The sequence below is a fragment of the Cohnella sp. LGH genome (genome assembly GCF_017671885.1).
In the GTDB taxonomy this organism is placed as follows: domain Bacteria; phylum Bacillota; class Bacilli; order Paenibacillales; family Paenibacillaceae; genus Cohnella; species Cohnella phaseoli.
Map to the genome: position 1 here is coordinate 1,647,780 of NZ_CP072117.1, position 14,015 is coordinate 1,661,794.

The 14,015-nt window shown below is 56.2% G+C and carries 15 protein-coding genes and 1 other annotated feature; of the genes, 2 read left to right on the forward strand and 13 right to left on the reverse strand.

Features of this window, described 5'->3' with window-relative positions; translation table 11 throughout:
- Positions 1 to 116: 116 nt before the first annotated feature.
- From pheA to J4772_RS06615, 10 genes are all read right to left on the reverse strand, one after another.
- Positions 117 to 1,019 carry a prephenate dehydratase gene (gene pheA / locus J4772_RS06570; RefSeq protein ID WP_209074622.1) on the reverse strand — a complete coding sequence of 301 codons (903 nt, stop codon included), beginning with the start codon at positions 1,017 to 1,019 and terminating at the stop codon, positions 117 to 119.
- Positions 1,016 to 2,023 carry a homoserine kinase gene (gene thrB, locus J4772_RS06575; RefSeq protein ID WP_209074623.1) on the reverse strand — a complete coding sequence of 336 codons (1,008 nt, stop codon included), beginning with the start codon at positions 2,021 to 2,023 and terminating at the stop codon, positions 1,016 to 1,018. Before thrB ends, pheA begins: the two co-directional genes overlap by 4 nt.
- 88 nt (positions 2,024 to 2,111) lie before the next feature.
- On the reverse strand, positions 2,112 to 3,398 hold the full coding sequence (locus J4772_RS06580; protein ID WP_116059115.1) for a homoserine dehydrogenase: 1,287 nt from the start codon (positions 3,396 to 3,398) through the stop codon (positions 2,112 to 2,114).
- 42 nt (positions 3,399 to 3,440) lie between these two features.
- Positions 3,441 to 3,878, reverse strand: coding sequence for an ACT domain-containing protein (locus J4772_RS06585; RefSeq protein ID WP_181917481.1), 438 nt, complete (start codon positions 3,876 to 3,878; stop codon positions 3,441 to 3,443).
- A gap of 494 nt (positions 3,879 to 4,372) precedes the next feature.
- Complete coding sequence (gene obgE, locus J4772_RS06590) at positions 4,373 to 5,710, reverse strand: GTPase ObgE (RefSeq protein ID WP_116059117.1); 1,338 nt, start codon at positions 5,708 to 5,710, stop codon at positions 4,373 to 4,375.
- A gap of 15 nt (positions 5,711 to 5,725) precedes the next feature.
- Positions 5,726 to 6,484: a Spo0B domain-containing protein gene (locus J4772_RS06595; RefSeq protein WP_209074624.1), complete on the reverse strand. Its 759-nt coding sequence runs from the start codon at positions 6,482 to 6,484 to the stop codon at positions 5,726 to 5,728.
- A 168-nt stretch (positions 6,485 to 6,652) separates the two neighbouring features.
- Positions 6,653 to 6,964 (reverse strand): 50S ribosomal protein L27, encoded by a 312-nt coding sequence (gene rpmA, locus J4772_RS06600; protein ID WP_116059119.1) that lies wholly within the window; start codon positions 6,962 to 6,964, stop codon positions 6,653 to 6,655.
- Positions 6,965 to 6,968: 4 nt separating this feature from the next.
- Positions 6,969 to 7,313: a ribosomal-processing cysteine protease Prp gene (locus J4772_RS06605; RefSeq protein ID WP_209074625.1), complete on the reverse strand. Its 345-nt coding sequence runs from the start codon at positions 7,311 to 7,313 to the stop codon at positions 6,969 to 6,971.
- A gap of 13 nt (positions 7,314 to 7,326) precedes the next feature.
- Positions 7,327 to 7,638 (reverse strand): 50S ribosomal protein L21, encoded by a 312-nt coding sequence (gene rplU, locus J4772_RS06610; protein ID WP_116059121.1) that lies wholly within the window; start codon positions 7,636 to 7,638, stop codon positions 7,327 to 7,329.
- A 12-nt stretch (positions 7,639 to 7,650) separates the two neighbouring features.
- Positions 7,651 to 7,753: a sequence feature (ribosomal protein L21 leader region), on the reverse strand.
- A gap of 102 nt (positions 7,754 to 7,855) precedes the next feature.
- Complete coding sequence (locus J4772_RS06615; protein ID WP_209074626.1) at positions 7,856 to 8,686, reverse strand: helix-turn-helix transcriptional regulator; 831 nt, start codon at positions 8,684 to 8,686, stop codon at positions 7,856 to 7,858.
- Positions 8,687 to 8,836: 150 nt separating this feature from the next.
- Between J4772_RS06615 and J4772_RS06620 the strand changes: the two genes are divergently transcribed.
- Positions 8,837 to 9,598 carry a sugar phosphate isomerase/epimerase family protein gene (locus tag J4772_RS06620; RefSeq protein WP_209074627.1) on the forward strand — a complete coding sequence of 254 codons (762 nt, stop codon included), beginning with the start codon at positions 8,837 to 8,839 and terminating at the stop codon, positions 9,596 to 9,598.
- A gap of 38 nt (positions 9,599 to 9,636) precedes the next feature.
- On the forward strand, positions 9,637 to 10,740 hold the full coding sequence (locus tag J4772_RS06625) for a Gfo/Idh/MocA family protein (RefSeq protein WP_209074628.1): 1,104 nt from the start codon (positions 9,637 to 9,639) through the stop codon (positions 10,738 to 10,740).
- A gap of 64 nt (positions 10,741 to 10,804) precedes the next feature.
- Here J4772_RS06625 and J4772_RS06630 read toward each other — a convergent pair whose 3' ends face one another.
- The 3 genes from J4772_RS06630 to J4772_RS06640 are packed head-to-tail and all read right to left on the reverse strand — an operon-like array spanning position 10,805 to position 13,938.
- The gene (locus J4772_RS06630; protein ID WP_209074629.1) at positions 10,805 to 12,040 is read right to left on the reverse strand and encodes an Rne/Rng family ribonuclease; all 1,236 of its coding nucleotides are present in this window, start codon (positions 12,038 to 12,040) and stop codon (positions 10,805 to 10,807) included.
- A gap of 58 nt (positions 12,041 to 12,098) precedes the next feature.
- Positions 12,099 to 12,974, reverse strand: a complete 876-nt coding sequence (locus tag J4772_RS06635) for a M50 family metallopeptidase (RefSeq protein WP_209074630.1) — start codon at positions 12,972 to 12,974, stop codon at positions 12,099 to 12,101.
- Positions 12,967 to 13,938: a M23 family metallopeptidase gene (locus J4772_RS06640; RefSeq protein ID WP_209074631.1), complete on the reverse strand. Its 972-nt coding sequence runs from the start codon at positions 13,936 to 13,938 to the stop codon at positions 12,967 to 12,969. The genes J4772_RS06635 and J4772_RS06640 overlap by 8 nt, the downstream gene beginning before the upstream one ends.
- Positions 13,939 to 14,015: the final 77 nt, after the last annotated feature.

A 14,015-nucleotide genomic window follows, 5' to 3' on the forward strand; every position in this document is an offset into this window, starting at 1 on the left:
TCGTTCACGACCGGGCGAATGCCCTCGCGCAATCCTTACATCCTATGCAGGTTCTAGGCATTTGACATCTATTGCGACAAAAATCCGGCAGCCTGTCGGCGTGCCGGATCGTTTTTTTATCGAGATGAAGCGCCGTTTCCGGCTTTCGCGGGCTCGTAAGGCAGACTCGGATAGGAGCCTAGCAGACGCACCTGGCAGCCAAGCGCTTCAATTTCGGCCAACGCTCCGGGGAGCAGCACCGAGTCGAGAGAATACACAATATCGATGTAAAAATAATACGTGCCCAGCTTCTTCTTCGTCGGACGCGATTCGATCTTGGACAAGTTGATCCGGCGCCACGCGAACGCCGACAGCACCTGATGCAGCAAGCCCGGATAATCCTCAGGCAGCGTAATCAGCACGCTTGTCTTCTGCGTTGAGGAAACCTGCGTCTCGTAGAGCGTATGGCCGACTAGCAGAAAACGGGTAAAATTGTTGTCGTGATCGGTTACGCCGCGTTCCAGCACGTCCAGTCCCATATCCGCCGCGGCAAGCTCCGTACCGAATGCCGCCCAGCCTTTTCCGGGATTGTTTTTCACTGTACGGACCGCTTCCGCCGTGCTGCTGAGCGTCTCCAGCTCGGCATGCGGCAGTTTGGAACGAACGAATTGCAGGCATTGCGCCATTGCGACCGGATGGCTCATCACTTTGACGATTTTATCCGGACTCCACCGGCCGTCTTCGCCGCTGAGCTCGGAACCGAACCCGATCAGATTCTGGATCGATGGATACACCCATTCCGCCCGAATCGGCAAGTCCACTTCATGTACAAGCCAATCGGTATGCAAGTTCACGGAGCCGTCGATCGTATTCTCGATCGGAATAACGCTCCAGTCGGTATGACCGTTCGCGGTCGATTGGAACACGTCGGCGATCATTTTGCAATAAACGAACTCCACGTCTTCGCCTCGAAACAAATAACGGACCGCTTCATCCGATACGGTTCCTTGCGGAAGCAACGCGACCTTTTTCCGACTCATACGCCCACCTCCGCTTGAACGTTCTGCAGCATCAGGAGCGGCTCTTCCGCGTAGCGAGGGTCATCCTTCGCAATATAGCGCACTTGCGGACCGTGAAGACACGGCTTCAACCAGCGCGCGTCCATCTGAATGCCTTCCGCCGACATGACCCGCTTCACGAACGAGACCAAGCTTCCGTCCGCGATTTGCTCGGTTTCCGCGATCAGGAGCAGCGTCGGCCCTGCGCCCGACAGCACCGCGCCAAGCGCGCCGTGCTTCGTCGCCTCGCGCAAAATCGTCTCCATCCCGGGAATAAGCGCCGCTCGATACGGCTGATGCAGACGATCCCGCATTGCGCGCCCCAGCAGATCCAATCTTCCCGAAGCGAGCGCGGCCGTCAGCAGAGAGCTGTGCGTCACGTTAAACACCGCGTCCTTCATCGACACCTGCTCCGGCAGCACGTTTCGCGCTTTTTTCGTCGCCAGCTCGAATTCGGGAATCGCCGCAAGCACCTCCATGCCTGCAGGAGGCTCGATGCGCACATAGTCGGCCCGTTCGCCGTCCCACGACGCCGCAATAATTCCGCCGAACAGCGATGCGCCGACATTGTCGGGGTGCTTTTCCAGCTCAGACGCCATCTGAAACAAGTCGTCGTCCGACAGCGCGTTGCCGATCAGCGCATTGGCGGCCACAAGCGCTCCGACAATCGCCGTCGCACTGCTGCCGAGTCCCCGAGCAAGCGGAATATCGCTGCGAATGCCGATATCCAGCTCAGGCATCGCAACCCCCGCCTTGCGGAATACGGCTTGCGCCACTTCGTAAATCAAATTCGTCTTGTCGGTGGCCACTCCGTCAAGATTGTCGCCGACAAGCGTAATCCGGGTTTCCTCCGCCGGCGCCATGCTGACCCATTCAAATAAGGACAAAGCCATTCCGAGAGAATCAAAGCCCGGTCCCAGATTGGCCGTGCTCGCAGGTACTTGGACGACGACTCGTCCCGGCTCGGTTGCAGATGCTGCTTGCATATTAAAGCTCCTTTTAAGAGGTTGTTCAAAAAGTCCGATCTTGATCACGAAGCCATTCGAGAAGTCTATTCGACTTCGAATCTTGCATTCAGCCTTCCACGCGATAGACGCTTTTGACGCGCCGAACGGCGGACAGACTTTCGAACGCGTTCAGCACCTCGTTCATCGCTTTTTTGCTGGCCTGATGAGTGATGATAATAATTTCCGTGCTCGATTGGTGAGGCGTCGACGGCTGCATAACCGATTCGATGCTGACGTCGCAATCCGAGAACACTTGGGCGATCTGCGCCAACACCCCTGCACGGTCTTCGACGTGCAGCAGCAGGAAAAACTTCGAGGCGATCTGATCGTCGCTTTTCAGCTTCATCACGTTGTAGGAAAGCTGCGCCTGACGGCCGTTAACGCCGAGCTTCATGTTTTTAATCACGGCGACCAAATCCGCGACAACAGACGTCGCGGTCGGCAATTCGCCAGCGCCCGCTCCGTAGAACATCGTCTCGCCGACCGCTTCGCCATGCACGTAGACAGCATTAAACACGCCGTTGACCGCCGCGATCGGATGGGTCGTCTTAATCATCGTCGGCTCCACGCTGACGCTGAACAGATCGTCCTGGCGCTCCGCGATGCCGAGCAGCTTAACCTCGTAGCCGAGCCGTTTCCCGTAGCGAATATCCTCTTGCGTCACGCCGCTGATGCCTCTAACGCTGACATTGTCGAGATCGACATTCGAACGGAAGCCAAGCGACGACAAGATCGTCATTTTACGCGCAGCGTCCAGCCCTTCGACGTCCGATGTCGGATCGGTTTCCGCGTAGCCCAGCTCTTGCGCTTCCTTCAGCACGTCGGCATAGGCGGCGCCTTCCTGGCTCATCTTCGTCAAAATGTAGTTGGTCGTTCCGTTGACGATGCCCATTATTTTCGTAATCCGGTCGGACGAAAAACCCTCGACCAAGGTGCGAATAATCGGAATTCCGCCCGCTACGCTCGCTTCGTAAAGCACGTCGCAGCCTTTATCCCGCGCCTTCGCCAAAATTTCCTGTCCGTGCAGCGCCATCAGATCCTTATTGGCCGTTACGATATGCTTGCCGCGCTCCAGCGCTTCAAGAATGTATTCCTTCGTCTGAGCGATTCCGCCCATTACTTCGACGATAATGTCGATGTCCGGGTTGCGCACGATATCCCACGGATCCTCCGTCAGCTTCGCAGCCTCGATTGGAATGCTGCGCGTCTTGCGACGATCCTTAACGAGAATTTGCGCGATCGAGATCGGCGAACCGACCTGATTGGACAGATCGTCCTGATGACCTTCAACGATTTTGACGACGCCCGTCCCGACCGTACCCAATCCAAGCAAACCTATTTTTATCGGCTTCATCCCTGCTCCTCCGCTTCCGACTGTCTCCCGTAATCGTTAATCTTAACTTCGTCCGACGACGATCGCTCGTTTGACCCCGTCCAATGAACGAATTCGTTCCAGCAGCTCCTTCAACGATTCGCCCATCCTCGCCGCATCGATCGAGACGACGACGTTCGCCATTCCTTGAAGCGGAATCGACTGTGAAATCGTCAATACATTGCCCTCGCTGGAAGCCAGCATTCCCAGCACCTTGGACAAAACGCCCGAACGGTGCTCCAAATCCATCGACAGCGTCGCGATTGATTCGCGCGAAGCTTGCTCAAGCAAATATACTCCGTCTTTGTATTTATAATAGGCGCTGCGGCTTAAGCCGACGCGTTCGGCGGCTTCGTGAATCGTGGCCGCTTCCCCCCGGCGCAGCAGCTCCTTCGCCTGCTCCGTCTTCAGGATGCCCTCCGGCAGCAAGTCCTCGCGGACGACAAAATAACGCTCCGCCACTGTGCGTCCTCCCAGGAAAGACGATTGTGTATACATAGAGGACATTATAGCGAAACAAGCCGCTTGCGGCAATAGGCAATACCCGTTTAGGCAACTCACACTACCCGCTTGCGTCGGCTACAGCAGATAACTACCGGCATGTCGAAGCCGCAAACGATCGTATCGGCCGCCAACCGCTCAACCAGCTCGCCGCTTCGAGTTCTTTAATCCGCTGCATAACAGCTTGCCAGTCCGAGTATATCATAAGAGATTCCGTCATTCCGATCATCTGGAACAATTTTTTGTATTGGTCCTGCACGCTGCTAGCAAAGCTGTAAATGCCAGATCAAATCTCCTCGCAGCGTTCAGCGCAATCTTCCGGTTCAGCCGTTAATTCGTACTATATACTCTTCACACTTACAGAAAGCAATACAACGTCTGTTCACGCCAAAAAGACCGATACGCAAACGCTTCGGCGCCGCAGCATCGGTCTTATTCGTACAGCAGGGCTTCACTTATTCCTCATCAAACAAATAGTCGTCCTGTCCGCCTTCGAAGAAGTCGAACTCGAATTTGCCGATCCGGATCGTATCGCCGTTTTTGGCTCCCCGCTTGCGAAGCGCCTCGTCGATGCCAAGACCGCGCAAAATACGCCCGAACCGCATAACCGCCTCATAGGAGTTGAACTGCGTCCGCCGCATCAGTCGCTCGATGCCTTCGCTCTCGATCACGTACACTTCGTTGTCGCGCGCGATCGTAAACGCCATATCGTCGTTGGCCTCGAAGCGGAAAACGACACCCTCCTCCGCTTTCGCAGCCTGCTCTTCAGCTTCCAGCTCCGTAACTTCAGGCAAGGAATCGAGCAGATCGGCTACGCGATACAGCATCTCCCGAATCCCTTGCTTCGTCAGAGAGGAGATCGGCATAATCTCAATATCCGGTCTGAGCTCAGCTACTTTATCGCGAAATGCGGCGAGGTTCTCCTCCGATTCCGGCATGTCCATCTTGTTGGCCGCGACGATCTGCGGACGGTCCGCCAGCTTCGCGTTGTACAGCCGCAGCTCGTCGTTGATTTTCACCCAATCGTCGAACGGATCGCGGCCTTCCATGCCCGACATGTCGACGACGTGCAAAATGATGCGGGTACGCTCGACATGGCGCAGAAACTCGTGTCCAAGTCCGATCCCGGTATGAGCGCCTTCAATCAGCCCCGGCAAATCGGCCATGACGAAGCTGCGCTCCTCATCCAGATCCACCACGCCCAGATTAGGCGTAATCGTCGTAAAATGGTAAGCGCCGATCTTCGGCTGGGCCGCCGATACGACCGACAGCAACGTCGATTTGCCGACGCTGGGGAAACCGACCAAACCGACGTCCGCCATCACTTTCAGCTCAAGCGTAACCCAGCGCTCTTGCCCTTCCTCGCCGTTCTCGGCAATAGCCGGGGCCGTATTCACCGAGCTTTTAAAACGGATATTGCCGCGACCTCCGCGTCCGCCCTTGGCGACGACGACTTCCTGGCCGTGCCGAGTCAAATCGGCAATCAGCTCCCCGGTATCGTCGTCCATCACGATCGTTCCCGGAGGGACGCGAACGACCATATGCTCGGCATTGGCTCCGTGCTGCGACTTGTTGCGTCCCTTCTCGCCCCTGGTCGCCTTGAAATGCTTCTGGTAGCGGAAGTCCATTAACGTACGCAGGCCTTCGTCCACGCGAAACACGACGTTTCCGCCGTTTCCCCCGTCTCCGCCCGCAGGTCCGCCTTCGGGTACGTACAGCTCCCTACGGAAGGCGACAAGGCCGTCCCCGCCATTCCCGCCTTTAACAAATATTTTCGCTTTATCCACAAACATGATGTCTTCACTCCATTATGCCGGCAGAGGAAAATGAATGATCATCGTCCGCGCCTGCGGTGAATTTTCCGCCGGCTCTAGTCCCTGCGCCAATTGTCCTGCGCCTTGCAAGCATAGCTCCAATTCCTCGGCAATGCTGTCCGCTCCCGCCAATTCGCCGCTGTATTGCATAATAGCTTCCAGCGTTTCATCCCGACGAGCCAGCTCAATTCGCAACACGTTCTCCCCGGCATACGTTACAGATGCACGGAAGCGGATGACGTTGATTGCGCCGATCATCGCCTGGCTCAGCTTTTCCGCTTCAAGCGGTAGTTTATCGAGGGTCAAACCGTCCTCAATCTCGACTTCAAGACGCATCGTATCGCAAATCGTGCGAAACGACAGCAAATAAGACGACAGCTCCGGGCAGCCAAGCTGAGAAATCCGGCTGTCTTGCTCCATCTTCGCTCTTATTCTGTCCACTACGTCGACCGCTTTATCGAGCTTATTTAGCTTAAGATAACCATATATGATTTGCAGCTCGTTCATCCAGTCGTGACGATGATGACTAAGCGTGCGAATCGTCGATAATTGCGCATGAGCCAGCAGCTTATCGCAATGCTCGCGATGCGCCTTCCGCTGCCATACGGCAAGGCCGGCGAACACCGCTGCAGTCCACACAACGAACACGATTAGCGCCCACCATGAACGAGGCCAGATCAGGACAGCCGCGACAGGCAAACACAGCGATGCGAGAGCCATAGGCTCCCTTAGTGACATTTTCCCAAATCTCATCCTGCATCCCCGTTTCGTAATTCCTCTCCCGTCAACGTCGGTACGGCAGTCTACCCGTTCAGTATACCATGGCGGGACATGCATCACCACGTCGTTGTGAACGCGATACGGCGCGCGTCACGCAAAAACCCCGACCAACTTGCATTGGCCGGGGTTCTAGATGCTCTATTAAGCTTCAACCGCAGCAGCTACCGGAGCTAGCGCTACAGGATAGACGCTGACTTTCTTGCGATCGCGTCCGAGACGCTCGAACTTCACTACGCCTTCCGTCAAAGCGAACAGCGTATCGTCTTTGCCGATGCCGACGTTCGTGCCCGGATGGATCTTAGTGCCGCGTTGGCGGTACAGGATGCTGCCGGCCGTTACGACTTGACCGTCCGCTCTTTTGGCGCCGAGGCGCTTGGAGTGGCTGTCGCGTCCGTTCTTCGTCGATCCGACCCCTTTTTTCGAGGCGAATAACTGAAGATCTAACTTCAACATGGTGTCAACCTCCTTTTTTCTCAAAGGTTTCTTTTATGGTCACGTACTTACCGTAGGATTCCACGATGGATTCTAGAGCGGCGACCATTCCTTCCAGCAGTAGCTGGACTTGATCATTCCGCCTGGGGTCCGCGCTAAGCGGAGCTTCCGCCTTGAGCAGGCCAGATTTCGATTCGGCGTCCGGGACAAGTCCCGTCAGCTTCTCGATCGCATTGACCGCTCCGATGGTTACAGCCGATACTCCGGCGCAGACGATGTCTTTGCCAGGATCGTTATAATAAGCATGCCCCGATACGGCGAACCGCACGATAGCCCTCTCGTCATTGCGCACGATCGTAATCGCGATCATCTCGGCAACCCTCTTACGCCTTGATGCTTTCGATCGTCACTTTCGTGTACGGTTGACGATGGCCTTGCTTGCGCTTGTAGTTCTTCTTAGGCTTGTACTTGAAGACGATAATCTTCTCGCCTTTGACTTGCTGCTCGACTTTGCCCGTTACGGAAGCTCCGGCAATCGTCGGCGAACCCGTCGTCAGTCCTCCGTCTTTGGAAACCGCCAAAACTTGGTCGAACGTTACGCTGTCGCCTGCGTTAGCGGAAAGCTTCTCAACGAAGATAACGTCGCCCGCTTGGACTTTGTACTGTTTGCCGCCCGTTTGAATAATCGCGTACATCTGGTGCACCTCCTTGTGTCTAAGACTCGCCTCATAGGGTGTCGGATGCCGCAGCTTCGATAAGCCAGAGCAGCGCCGATCTTGTCGACCCGGTGGAGTGCGGTTGTAGCCTGCAAATCCTCAGATTGCACGCACTATAGGATTTTAGCACATCGAGTCTAGGAACACAAGAAGTTTGTTGCGAGAATTTCGCTGCGCGCCTGTCGTAATCGACGATTTACGCATGACTCGCCCGATGGTCCGTCCGATACTGACTTGGCGGTATACGGTAGCGGGACCGGAAAGCTCGGCAGAAATACGGATAGCTGCGGAAGCCGCACGACTCCGAAATATGCTCTAGCGGAAGCTCGGTATGCAGAATACGCTCGACGGCGACGGCCAGCCGCACTTCCACGGCATAGCGGATGATCGACAGCTTAAACGTTTTCTTGAAAAGATGAGACGCGCTGGAAACGCTGATGCCATGCTGCTTGGCGATCTCCTCAAGCGTCAGCGGCTCGGTCGCGTGCTGCTCGACGTATCTCTTGATGCGATAAGGCATATACAGATCGGAGCTGGCGTCATGACCTGCGCGGCGGCGAATCGATCGCTCCAAGGTGAGGCAGAGCGCCTTGAGCAGATAATCCATCAGCTCGGAATTATCCTCGCGAAGATTCCTTTTCTCGTCGATCAGCCTTCTCCATAGAGACAAAATATCGTCGTTCACTTCGATGCGCACGCAATCGGGAAAACCGCCCTGCGCAAGCCAGCGCGCGATCCACTCCCCTTCGCAAAATAAGTAGTAGTCCGCGCTTTCCTTGCCGGGCGAGGCGTCTACCGTAAGCTGATAGGTTTCCGAAGGCTTCGAAAAAACCAAGTCGCCTGGCCCGACCTCGTAAGGACGGCCGTTAAGGCTCACTCGGCAGTTTCCCTTCACTTGGAGCCGCAGAAGCAATAAGGAAGAGACGCTCTTCTGCAGGTTGAAAAAAGGCTTGCGATGAACGGAGTAGCCGAGCGAGTGAAGCTCAATCGCATTATGCGCCATGAAGGTTCCCTTCCTCCATTTCATTGGGTCATCTCTTCGATGCAGCTTGGTCCGGATGATTTAGCTTAATAACATTTTGCAAGATAAGTCAACCGTTATCGGATAGGCTATTCACCCATTCCGCTTTCGGGGTTATGCTCATTGCGGAACCATCATACGGGGGAGGAATACGAAATGAAACACAAGATTTCGGTACAGCTGTACACGCTGCGCGAGCAATGCGCCGCAGATTTCCCGGGCACGCTTCGCAAATTGGCAGAGATCGGCTACAGCGGAGTTCAGTTTGCCGGATATCACGGGCACGAGCCCGCCTCGCTGAAAGCCGTCATCGAAGAAACGGGGCTCCGGGTGTCCGGTTTGCATGTCGGCGAAAACGAGCTTCTGAACGATTGGGAACGGCTGATCGCGGAGGCCAGGCTGTTCGGCACTCCGGACATCGTCTGCGCCGGAATCGGCGCGGACAATCGCAACGAAGCCGGATACCGGTCGGTTAAACGCCGATTTAACGAGGTTGCGAGCCGCTTGCAGGACGAGGGCTTGCGGGTCAGCTACCACAACCATGCCTTCGAGTTCGACACGACCGTTGACGGCAAAGACGGGCTTTCCTTCTTAATTGAAGCAGCGCCGGACAATCTCATTCTGGCGGAACCGGACGTCTATTGGCTGAAGAAGGGCGGACGCGACCCGGTTGCGTTCCTCGCTCCTTATGCCGACAGAGCTCCGATCCTGCATATGAAGGATATGACGGACGACGAGGAGCAAACCTACGCGGAAGTCGGCACAGGCACAATCGATTTCGAAGCGATTATCCGCTGGGGAGAAGCCTCCGGCGTCGAGTGGTACGTCGTCGAGCAGGACAGCTGCAAGTCTGACCCGCTGGAATGCGTTAAGACGAGCTATGCGAATTTGTCCAAGCTGATGGACAAGATCGATTAATCCTAATCCATTCCTCAAGAAGAAAGGAAGAGGTCGGAATGAGCAAACTAAAGGTCGGCGTTATCGGTACAGGCAACATTAGCGGCATCTATTTTAAAAACGGCAAACGTTTCGAATCGATGGAAGTGGTCGCCTGCGCGGATTTGGACAAGGAACGCGCTTTAGCCAAAGCGGCGGAATACGGCGTACGGGGATGCACGGTAGAGGAACTGTTGGCCGACAAGGAAATTCAGATGGTGATCAATCTGACAGTGCCCCAAGCGCATGCTGCGGTTGCCCTGCAGGCGCTTGAGGCGGGCAAGCACGTTTATTCGGAGAAGCCTCTGGCCGCAACGCGCGAAGAGGGCAAGCAAGTGCTTGAGCTCGCCCGCAGCAAAGGTCTGCGCGTCGGCTGTGCGCCGGATACGTTCCTCGGCGGGGGAATTCAAACGTGTATCAAGCTGGTGGAGGACGGGTGGATCGGCAGGCCGGTCGGCGCAACTGCGTTTATGATGGGAGGGGGCCCTGAAGGATGGCATCCGAATCCGGAATTCTTCTATAAACCGGGGGGAGGTCCGCTGTTCGATATGGGACCGTACTATTTAACGGCTCTCGTGTCGCTGCTCGGTCCAATCTCCAGAGTGACCGGGTCGGCCGGAATATCGTTCCCGGAACGAGTCGCTACAAGCGCAGAGCGCTTCGGACAGATCATCAAGGTGGAGACGCCGACCCACATCGCCAGCGTGCTGGATTTCGCGTCCGGTCCGATCGCAACGCTGCTGACGAGCTTCGATGTCAAGGGCGGTTCCGTGCTGCCGCGGATCGAATTGTACGGAAGCGAAGGAACGATGCAAGTGCCCGATCCCAACACGTTCGGAGGCAAAGTGCGCGTCCGGCGTTTCGATTCCGAGGAGTGGTCCGACATTCCGCTTACGCACTGCAAATCCGAGAATGCCAGAGGAGTCGGAGCCGCGGACATGGCGAAGGCGATTCTGACCGGCCGCAGCCACCGGGCGAGCGGCGAGATGGCCTATCACGTGCTCGAAGCGATGTTCGGCATTCTGGACGCCTCCGAGCAAGGAACGCATTATGCCATGCACAGCACCTGCCAGCGGCCTGCTCCATTCCCGCTCGGCCTTATGGATCATAGCTTGGGAGAATAACATTGAAACAAAAACTCGGGATGCCCGATGATCTTCCGGGCATCCCGAGTCTCTGTTCCGCTAATTATCGGATATAGATCTTACCGCTGCCTTTGCATGCCGCGCAAGGCTCGTAGAAATATTTCATCGCGTTCTCCCGCGCTTTCTTCCGCGTTAGCTCCATCAAGCCGAGTCGTGTCCAGCCGACGACTTGGCATTTCGTGCGATCGCGCTTAATGCGCGTCTCCAGCCGCTGTGCGACCTGATGGCGATGCTCTTCGATTTCCATATCGATAAAGTCGATAATGATAATGCCTCCGACATCGCGCAGCCTTAGCAGCCTAGCCACTTCGTCCGCCGCTTCCCCGTTCGTCTGAAAAACCGTTTCCTCCAGATCGACGGAGCCGGTATACTTGCCGGTGTTGACGTCGATGACCGTGAGCGCTTCCGTCTGTTCCCATACCAGATAGCCGCCGCTTGGCAACCCTATTCTCGACTGGAAAGCTTTGTCGAGCTGCTCCTTAATGCCGAACCTCTCGAACAGAGGTTTAGCTTCTCGATACAGCTGAACACGCCCTTCGAGCGCGGGAGCCGTCTGCCGCAAATACGACTTCGCCTCCTCGGCTCTAGCCTCGTCGTCGACAATCAGTTGCTCGGTATCCGGGCTGATCACGTCCCTGACCATTCGGCCTACAAGTCCAGTATCCCGATGCAGCTCGAACGGGGCCTTCGCATGACCGCTGCGTTCGGCGATGCTCCGCCATACCCGGCGCAGACCGTTTAAGTCCTCTTCCAGCGCCTCTCGGCTTTCCCCCGCCGCATTCGTCCGCAGAATGACGCCCTCGGCCTGCTCACGAATCGTTTCGGCCAAGCTTCTTAGTCTGCTTCGTTCGGGCTCCTGTTCGATTTTCTTCGATACGCCTATGTAATCCGCATCCGGCATATAGACGAGCCATCGGCCGGGAATCGAATAGTGGGTCGTTATCCTCGCCCCTTTGCCTCCGAGCGGTTCCTTCATCACCTGGACGAGCAATTCGTCTCCCGGCTTCAGCAGTTCGCCAATTGGGGGCTTCTCCTTCGGCTGCTTGTCCAGATGCGGATGCAGCACGTCGTCTACATAAAGAAAGGCATTCTTCGCTAAGCCGATATCGACGAAAGCCGCCTGCATGCCGGGTAGAACGTTGACAACTCGCCCCTTGTACAGGTTGCCGATCAACGAAGCGCCTTCCGTCCGCTCCACGGCAAATTCGGTCAGAACTCCGTCTTCCATAAGCGCCGATTGCGTCACCTGATTCGAACAATGGATAAACAGCTGCTTCATGCCAACCTCCCTAACGGGGACTTTTTTTCAGCATCCGAAAATTATCTCTCCTCTTATTTTACATGAAAAATCTCAAATCCGCATGCCCGGATGACATTCGACCAAGAAATCCGTCAATAATCGCTTTTTCGGGAACAACGCGAGCGATTTTTCCCTGCTTCATCACGTAAACGAGATGGTATTGCTCTTTCATATACAGCTTCAAAATACGCGCAAGCGGTCGATTCTCCGAAATGACAATCGGCATCGACAGCTTTCCCCGGTCAAAATGCAGCTCCGCCCGCTCGCTGCGATGGACGAGAAAACGCAGGAAAACAAACGGAATATTGCGAAAATAAGTCCAGTTGGACGCACAGAGAAATAGGCCGACGGCCAGCAAATTGAGATGAAGCAATCCGCCTCTGGCAAGAGGATAGAGCGATACGGCAACCATCATCCCGCTGAAGAGCAGACTGATCTTCACGCTCCATAGCAGCGTCCGATGGTACGGAATTCGCAGGCTGAGCCACGATTGCAGCATCCGCCCTCCGTCAAGCGGCAATATGGGCAGCAAATTAAAAAAAGCGATTACCGCATTGGCGCGAACGAAATCTTCCGACCAAGCTTTGTCGATCCAGCCCACGTATCCGAGCAGCAATCCAATCGCCGCCAGAACGGCGTTCTGAGCCGGACCGGCTATCGCAACCCATAGCTCCTCGCGTACGGGAACCGAGCCCGCATCCTCGACCTCCACTACTCCGCCGAACGGCAGCAGCTTGATCTCCCTCACCTTCCAGCCAAACCGCAAGGCAGCCATCAGATGCCCCAATTCATGCCATAAAACGATAAAAAATAAAACGATAAGCTCGGCAAATCGGCCGGTCGCGACCGAGCCGATCATAATCAGCACAAAAAGCGGATGCAGCCGGAACCCGATCCCCTTCCATTTAATCAAGGCCGACCACTTCCGCCGGATCTATTGCTTTGCCGTCGTGCTGCACAGAGAAACTGAGCACCGCTTCGGATTGATCGCTGGCGGCCGGGCCGAGACGGCCTATCGCTTGTCCTGTTTGGACCCACTCGTTCGGCTTGACGATGGCTTCCGCCAGACCGCCGTAAACCGTCAGAACGCGATTCTGATGCTGCACGAGGATCGTCACGCCGCTCTTGTCGTCCCGGGTAACCTGCTGTACCTTACCGGTAAAGACGGCGAACACTTCGCTGTCTCCTTGCGCGGCCACCTGCACCCCTTTCCCGTTATCGGCAAACGTCTGAACAATCGTCCCTCGAACCGGCACCGAGGTGGCCGTCGGGTCAAGCAATGCTGCGACCTCAAGCGTATCCGGCTCCTGGCGGCCGAACGTGAGGAAGGACGGCGACCCTCCGAACGTATCTCCGTACCAGGCTTCGATGGCACGGAAATCCATATCACGCGATACCGATTCGACCATCCATTCCTTCGCCGGCCCACTGCCTGGCAGTTCCAGCTTCATCCAAGCCCAGAAGCCTGCGAACGCGAGCGCGGCGATGACCAGTCTCACGCCGACTCCGCGAAGAAACCGATCCGAATGAACTCCGCCACTGCCTCCCCCGCCGCCGTCCGATGTCGGAGGAAGGCTTTTCAGTCCTTCCCATCCGAGCGCTTGTCCCGTTTTCAGCCGTTTCTCCCGTTCTCTCCACCACAGCTCGGGATCCGAGTCGGACGACGAATTGTCCGGACGGACGAGTTCTCCTCTAGACTCGGCAGGCGGCGCTTCCAACTCGGAAAACGCAGGTATCTCCTCTCGTGCATCCGCAACCAAGCTATCCCTTGATTGCTGCTCCCGACCCGGCGACGGCGCGGATTGTACCTCTTGTCGTTCCACCAGCCGAGCAATTCTCTCCCGTCTCCGCTCGCGTACATTGTCCCGTACTTGCATCGCCAGCCCCTCCTCCGTTTGTACTATTTTATGGCGGACAAGCGGGGAATAGACCTTGCCGAGAGACGGCGCAAACG

Excerpts from the sequence above, each read along its gene's own strand:
- pheA (WP_209074622.1), bottom strand. The coding sequence starts at position 1,019 with ATGAGTCGGAAAAAGGTCGCGTTGCTTCCGCAAGGAACCGTATCGGAT.
- thrB (WP_209074623.1), bottom strand. The coding sequence starts at position 2,023 with ATGCAAGCAGCATCTGCAACCGAGCCGGGACGAGTCGTCGTCCAAGTA.
- J4772_RS06580 (WP_116059115.1), bottom strand. The coding sequence starts at position 3,398 with ATGAAGCCGATAAAAATAGGTTTGCTTGGATTGGGTACGGTCGGGACG.
- obgE (WP_116059117.1), bottom strand. The coding sequence starts at position 5,710 with ATGTTTGTGGATAAAGCGAAAATATTTGTTAAAGGCGGGAATGGCGGG.
- J4772_RS06595 (WP_209074624.1), bottom strand. The coding sequence starts at position 6,484 with ATGAGATTTGGGAAAATGTCACTAAGGGAGCCTATGGCTCTCGCATCG.
- rpmA (WP_116059119.1), bottom strand. The coding sequence starts at position 6,964 with ATGTTGAAGTTAGATCTTCAGTTATTCGCCTCGAAAAAAGGGGTCGGA.
- J4772_RS06605 (WP_209074625.1), bottom strand. The coding sequence starts at position 7,313 with ATGATCGCGATTACGATCGTGCGCAATGACGAGAGGGCTATCGTGCGG.
- rplU (WP_116059121.1), bottom strand. The coding sequence starts at position 7,638 with ATGTACGCGATTATTCAAACGGGCGGCAAACAGTACAAAGTCCAAGCG.
- J4772_RS06615 (WP_209074626.1), bottom strand. The coding sequence starts at position 8,686 with ATGAAATGGAGGAAGGGAACCTTCATGGCGCATAATGCGATTGAGCTT.
- J4772_RS06620 (WP_209074627.1), top strand. The coding sequence starts at position 8,837 with ATGAAACACAAGATTTCGGTACAGCTGTACACGCTGCGCGAGCAATGC.
- J4772_RS06625 (WP_209074628.1), top strand. The coding sequence starts at position 9,637 with ATGAGCAAACTAAAGGTCGGCGTTATCGGTACAGGCAACATTAGCGGC.
- J4772_RS06630 (WP_209074629.1), bottom strand. The coding sequence starts at position 12,040 with ATGAAGCAGCTGTTTATCCATTGTTCGAATCAGGTGACGCAATCGGCG.
- J4772_RS06640 (WP_209074631.1), bottom strand. The coding sequence starts at position 13,938 with ATGCAAGTACGGGACAATGTACGCGAGCGGAGACGGGAGAGAATTGCT.